Below are 6,306 nucleotides of genomic sequence, written 5' to 3' on the forward strand. Positions count from 1 at the left end.
CGGCTCATGCTCAGCGTGCCGCTGCCCAGCAGCCAGCGGCGCTCGATGTCCGAAGCCTCGGCCGCGCTCACCGCATCCAGCCCCTTGCGCAGCAGGTGCGAGAGCTCGGGCAGCTCGCGCCGCACCGCGAAGTACAGCTCGCTGTCGGCATCGCCCAGCGTGCCGGTCACGCGCACGCGGCCGGTCAGGCCGTCGTTGATCAACTGGTTGACCACCTTCAGGTTGCCGATCGCGAGATCGGCCCGGCCGTCGGCGACCGCCTGCAAAGCGCCCTCCTGCGTCGGGACCGTGATCAGCTGGATGGCCGGGTAGCGGCTGCTCAGCTGCGGGATCAGGAAGTGGTCCTGCAGCAAGGCCATGCGCATGGGGCCGACCTCGCCCAGCCGGGTCACCAGCGGCCCGTCGGGGCTGCGCGTGACGATGCCGGTGGGCACGCGCAGGAACGGGCCGACGAAATCGAAATCCTGCCGGCGCTGCATCGTGCGCGCGGCGCCGACCAGCACGTCGATGTCGCCCTTCAAGCCGCGCTGGTACATCTCGGCGAAGCTGCCGCCGATCTCGCTCTCGATCGTCACGCCGACCTTGCCGGCGGCCAGCCGGAGGAAGTCGGCACCCAGCCCGCGCAGCTGGGTCAGGTCGTTGCGCAGCGTGATCGGTGCGAAGGCGGCGTCGTAGCCGACCCGGATGCGGCCGTGCGCATCGACCCAGCGGCGCTCGGCATCGGTCAGCATCACGTTGTGCGGTGCGCCGTCGGCATCCTCGGGCAGCCAGCGGCGTGCGAGCTGGGCCTGCTCGCTCTGCGTGACCGAGGCCATCGCCTTGTCGAGCACCGCGTGCAGCAGCGGCAGCTCGCGCCGCACGGCCGGGCCGAGCGCCGTCAGCCCGGGGCCGAAGCCGCCGCGCACCTGCACGTTGGCCAGCAGGTTCTTCTCGATGTAGTGCACCGCGACGTGGCGGTAGCCGATGTAGAGGTCGGCATCGCCCGAAGCGACCGCGCGCAGCGCGCCTTCGGCGCTGTCGTAGCGCTGCACCTGCGCGCCGGGGAAGCGCGACACCAGCAGGCCGTCGGCCGCCGAGGCCGCCTCGACGGCGACGCGGTAGCCGCCGAACTCGGTGGCGGGCGACACGTCGGAGACGTCGCGCCGCACCGCCAGCACCATGTTCGCGCCGAGCATCGGCCGGGTGTGCAGCAAGGTGCCGGCGCCATCGGCCGGTGCCGCGGTGAAGGCCACCGCATCGAGTTCGCCGCGCGCCAGCGTCTCCAGCATCACGGCCTGGCTGGGCGAGCGCTGGTAGTCGAGGCGCAGCCCGGTGCGCTCGGCCAGCAGGTCCATCAGCTCGATCACGTAGCCCTGCGGCCGCTCGGCATTGGCATCGAACGTGAAATAAGGCGGCAGGCCGGGCGAGGTGCCGACGCGCACCACCGGGTGCTGGGCCACCCAGGCGCGCTCGGCGTCGGTGAGGCGCAGCGTGGGGGATGGCAGCTGCGGCGGCTGCGGCTGGGCCGTGGCCGGCAGGATGAACGCAGCGGCCAGGCCCATCACGGCCGCCAGCCTGAGGCACCACTTCCTCGCTCCGCTCATGAGACTCCGCTCAGTTCGTCATTCGATCCCGCACGTCAATCCGATGATCTGCTGACGCCCAGCTCCTCGTAGAGCCGCTCGACCAGCGCGCGCAGTTCGTCGACCTCGCGCTTCAGGCTCAGCTGCTGCGCCTTCAGTGCCGCCAGCTCGCTGGTGGCGACGAAATCCTCGTCGCTCGACGCCACCGGCATCGCCGAGATGTCGACCATGCCGCTCAGCAGGTGGGTCCAGCGCGCCTCGCGGGCACCGGGCGCGCGCGGCAGCTTGACCACCAGCGGGCCGCCCTTCTCGTCGGCGCGCGTGGCCAGTTCGTCGAGGAAGGCCTCGACCGACGAGGTGTCGGCGAAGCGGTGCAGCCGCTCGCAGTTGGCGCGCAGTTCGGAGGCCGTCTGCGGCCCGCGCAGCATCAGCACCGCGAGCAGCGCGACCGATTGCGACGGCAGCGCGAGCGCGCGGCCGAGGTTGTGCTCGTAGCGGCTGACGCGCGAGCCGCTGGACTCGAAGGCCAGGTGCAGGGCCTTCAGCGCGTCGACGGCCGATTGCACCTCGGCATCGGTCGCGTTCATCACCGGATCGCGGGCGGTCTTCTGGTTGCAGCCGGAGGCCAGCGCGTTCAGCGACAGCGGGTAGCTGTCGGGCACGGTGCTGGCCTTCTCGATCAGCACGCCGAGCGCGCGGGCCTCCAGCAGGGTCAGCGGCCGCAGGCTCACACCGCGAACCCGTCGTCGGCCTGGATCACGGCGCCGTTGACGAAGTGGCTCTCGTTGGCGCACAGCATCATCAGCACGGCGTCGAGGTCTTGCGGCTGGCCGATGCGCTTGCGCGGCATCATGTCGATCAGCTTCTTGCCCTGTTCGGTCTTCCAGTGGTGGTGGTTGATCTCGGTGTCGATGTAGCCGGGGCAGATCGCGTTGACGTTGATGCCGTAGCGGCCCCATTCAAGCGCCATTGCGCGGGTCATGTGGATGACGGCCGACTTGCTCATGCAGTAGACGCCGATCTGGCCGAGCACCTTGAGCCCGGCCATCGACGCGATGTTGACGATGCGCCCGCCGGTGAAGGTGCCGGGTGCGGCGCCCTTGGCGCGCGCCAGCATGCGCTTGGCCACCTCCTGGGCGACGAAGAACGCGCCCTTGGTGTTGGTGTCCATCACGTAGTCGTAGTCGTCGGGCGTCACGTCGGTGAGCTTCTGCGTGGTGCTGACGCCGGAGTTGTTGACGAGGATGTCGAGGGTGCCCATCTCGGTCTCGGCGTGGGCGATGGCGGCCTTGATGCTGTCGTGGTCGGTCACGTCGAGCTTGACGACGTGGGCGACGCCGCCGCCGGCCTCGATCTCGGCGCGCAGCGCCTTCAGGCGTTCGACGCGGCGGCCGGCCAGCACGACGGCGGCGCCGGCACTGGCGAGTGTCTTGGCGAACTGGGTACCCAGCCCGCTGGAGGCACCGGTGACCAGCGCGACGCGGCCGGAGAGATCGATGCTGTAGCTCATGTTCTGGCTCCTTGATTTGTTCGATGTTGCGGCACGAAGCCGACCTCACGTCAAAGACCTGGGGTCAGCGGCGGCCAAGGCTGTGGGGCAAGATAGCACGAAGCCACCGTGCTTCAACCGTCTGCAGGAGTCCGATGAATCCCACCTTGTTCCGCCCGCTCGCGCTGCGCGAGCTCGAGCTCTCCAACCGCGTGATCGTCGCGCCGATGTGCCAGTACTCGGCCGTCGACGGCTCTGCCACCGACTGGCACGTGATGCACCTCGGCGCGCTGACGCAGGGCAGTGCCGCGCTGACGCTGATCGAGGCCACGGGCGTGAGCCCCGAGGGCCGCATCACGCCCGATTGCCTGGGCTTGTGGAGCGACGAGAACGAAGCCGCGCTGGCGCGGGTGCTGGCGGCGATCCGCCCGCATGCCAAGGGCGCGATCGGCATCCAGCTGGCGCATGYGGGCCGCAAGGCGTCGAGCGCCCCGCCGTGGAAGGGCGGCCAGCTGATCACGCCGCAAAACGGCGGTTGGACGCCGTGGGCCCCGTCGGCGGTGCGCCAGCGCCCTGAAGAGGCGCCGCCGCACGCGATGAGCGAAGACGACATCCRCACCGTGATCGCGCAGTTCACGAAGGCGGCCGAGCGCTCGCAGCGGCTGGGCCTGGACGTGATCGAACTGCACTGTGCGCACGGTTACCTGATGCACCAGTTCCTGTCGCCGATCAGCAACCAGCGCACTGATGCATGGGGGGGCAGCCTGGAGAACCGGATGCGTCTGCCGCTGGCGGTGTTCGATGCGGTGCGTGCGGTGTGGCCGGCGCACAAGCCGCTGGGCGTGCGCGTATCGGCGACGGACTGGATGGAGCATGGCGAAGCGCCGAGCTGGACGCTGCCGCAGACGGTGGAGTTCGCGAAGGCCTTGAAGGCACGCGGCTGCGATTTCATCGATGTGTCGTCGGGCGGCATCACGTCGCAGCAGCAGATCAAGTTGGGTGCGGGCTACCAGGTGCCGTTCGCGCGTGCCATCAAGGAGGCCAGCGGTCTGCCGACGATGGCGGTCGGCCTGATCACCGAACCGTCGCAGGCCGAGCAGATCCTTGTCGACGGGGACGCCGACATGGTGGCGCTGGCACGCGGGATGCTGTGGAACCCGCGTTGGGTGTGGCACGCAGCGGCCGAGCTGGGGGCGCAGGTGGCACCGCCACCGCAGTACGGGCGGTCTGCGCCGCGGGGTCATGCGGATGTGCTGACCGGGGTGCCGTTCGGCGGACGGTGACCGCTTTTCCCCTTCCCCGGGGGTGGTTCACTGCGTGAGGCTGCTGCCGGGTCTCGCCCCGGCGGGCGAGTCACTTTCATTTGAAGCCCAAATGAAAGTAACCAAAGCAAAGGGCCTCAATACAACACCATACGGTTCGTTCAGTCTCGCTGCGGACAACACTGACACTTCGGCTGCACATCCACCTTCATTGGGATTGTTGGCCGTTCTTCTCCATCCCGCTCGCTGCGCATCGCCGGGATGACGCAGTAGCGGCAGCAGTCGCCGGTGCAAGACGATGCGACGCGAAGCGAACGAGTCGTGTGGAAGAGAACGGCCAACAATCCCAATGAACGTGGATGGCTAGCCGAAGTGTCAGCGTTGTCCGCAGCGAGACTGAACGAACCGTATGGTTTTCGAAGCGCCTTCTTTGGTTACTTTCTTTGGCAAGACAAAGAAAGTGACTCGCCCGCCGGGGCGAAACCCGGCAATCCAAAAAAAGAACGATCGTTCTTTTCCGCACCAGCCCCCGATACAATGCCGCGCACCGAGACAAGCGCCGCCTGCCGCGCAGCGCCCAGGACACAAGGACCGACATGACCCCCGAAGCCATCCTCGAGCAACACGGCCCGCGCGAATCCATGGAGTACGACGTCGTGATCGTCGGGGGTGGCCCCGGCGGCCTGGCGACGGCGATCAAGCTCAAGCAGCTGGCGGCTTCGCAAGGCAAGGAGATCTCGGTCGTCGTGCTGGAGAAAGGCTCCGAGCCTGGTGCCCACATCCTGAGCGGCGCCATCATGGACCCGCGCGCCCTCACAGAACTGTTCCCCAACTGGAAGGAACTCGGCGCCCCGTTGAACCAGCCCGTCGCCCACGACGAGATGTTGTTCCTCAGCCAGGCCGGCACGCTGCGCACCCCGCAGTTCCTGATCCCCGGCAGCCTGCACAACGCCGGCAACTACATCGTCGGCCTCGGCAATGTCGTGCGCTGGCTCGGCCAGCAGGCCGAAGCCCTCGGCGTCGAGATCTTCCCCGGCTTCGCCGCCGCCGAAGTGCTCTACAACGCCGACGGCTCGGTCAAGGGCGTCGCCACCGGCAACCTGGGCATCGGCAAGGACGGCGAACCCACCGGCGAGTTCCAGCTCGGCATGGAGCTGCACGCCAAGTACACCGTGTTCGCCGAAGGCGCTCGCGGCCAGCTCGGCCGCCAGCTGATCGCGCGCTTCAGGCTCGACGACGGCCGCGATCCGCAGACCTACGCGCTCGGCATCAAGGAACTCTGGGAGATCGACCCCGCCAAGGCGAAGCCCGGCCACGTCATCCATTCGCTCGGCTGGCCGATGGACAACAGCACCTACGGCGGCGGCTTCCTGTACCACATGGAAGACAACAAGGTCACGCTCGGCTTCATCACCGGCCTCGAGTACAGCAACCCCTGGCTCAGCCCGTTCGAGGAAATGCAGCGCTGGAAGACCCACCCTGCCATCCGCGCCTGCCTCGAAGGCGGCAAGCGCATCGGCTACGGTGCCCGCGCGATCACCTGCGGCGGGCTGATGAGCCTTCCGAAGTTCGTGTTCCCCGGCGGCGCGCTGGTCGGCTGCGAGGCCGGCTTCCTGAACTTCTCGCGCATCAAGGGCAGCCACGCGRCCATCAAGACCGGCATGCTGGCCGCCGAGGCCGCGTTCGCCRCCGTCACCGCCGGCCGCCAGCACGACGAGCTCACCGCCTACCCGCAGGCCTTCGAGAAGAGCTGGCTCTACGAAGAGTTGCAGGCCTCGCGCAACACCAAGCAGTGGATGAAGAAGGGCCTGTTCCTGTCGTCGATCATGAACGGCATCGAGCTGTGGCTGCTGCCCAAGCTCGGTTTCAAGGCGCCGCCGTGGACGATCCACAGCACCGTGCCCGACAACGCCCGCCTGAAGCCGGCCGCCGAGTGCCCGAAGATCGATTACCCGAAGCCCGACGGCAAGCTGACCTTCGACAAGCTCTCGAG

Annotated in this window: 5 protein-coding genes; 2 read left to right on the plus strand and 3 right to left on the minus strand. The window is 68.4% G+C overall.

Going from position 1 to position 6,306, the window contains the following annotated elements:
* From AC1DXV_RS29860 to AC1DXV_RS29870, 3 genes are all read right to left on the minus strand, one after another.
* On the minus strand, positions 1 to 1,583 hold a 1,583-nt coding region (locus AC1DXV_RS29860; protein ID WP_477937066.1), incomplete at its 3' end, for a transporter substrate-binding domain-containing protein.
* A 35-nt stretch (positions 1,584 to 1,618) separates the two neighbouring features.
* Entirely contained in the window at positions 1,619 to 2,293 is a 675-nt protein-coding gene (locus tag AC1DXV_RS29865) for a YceH family protein (protein WP_477871196.1), read from the minus strand.
* Complete coding sequence (locus AC1DXV_RS29870; RefSeq protein ID WP_047511732.1) at positions 2,290 to 3,072, minus strand: SDR family oxidoreductase; 783 nt, start codon at positions 3,070 to 3,072, stop codon at positions 2,290 to 2,292. Before AC1DXV_RS29870 ends, AC1DXV_RS29865 begins: the two co-directional genes overlap by 4 nt.
* A 134-nt stretch (positions 3,073 to 3,206) precedes the next feature.
* Between AC1DXV_RS29870 and AC1DXV_RS29875 the strand changes: the two genes are divergently transcribed.
* Positions 3,207 to 4,334: an NADH:flavin oxidoreductase/NADH oxidase gene (locus AC1DXV_RS29875; protein WP_477937068.1), complete on the plus strand. Its 1,128-nt coding sequence runs from the start codon at positions 3,207 to 3,209 to the stop codon at positions 4,332 to 4,334.
* Positions 4,335 to 4,909: 575 nt separating this feature from the next.
* Positions 4,910 to 6,306 (plus strand): NAD(P)/FAD-dependent oxidoreductase (locus AC1DXV_RS29880; protein ID WP_477937070.1); only part of this gene is annotated, 1,397 nt, incomplete at its 3' end.

Source organism: Rhizobacter sp. P3_C12 (assembly GCF_056402735.1).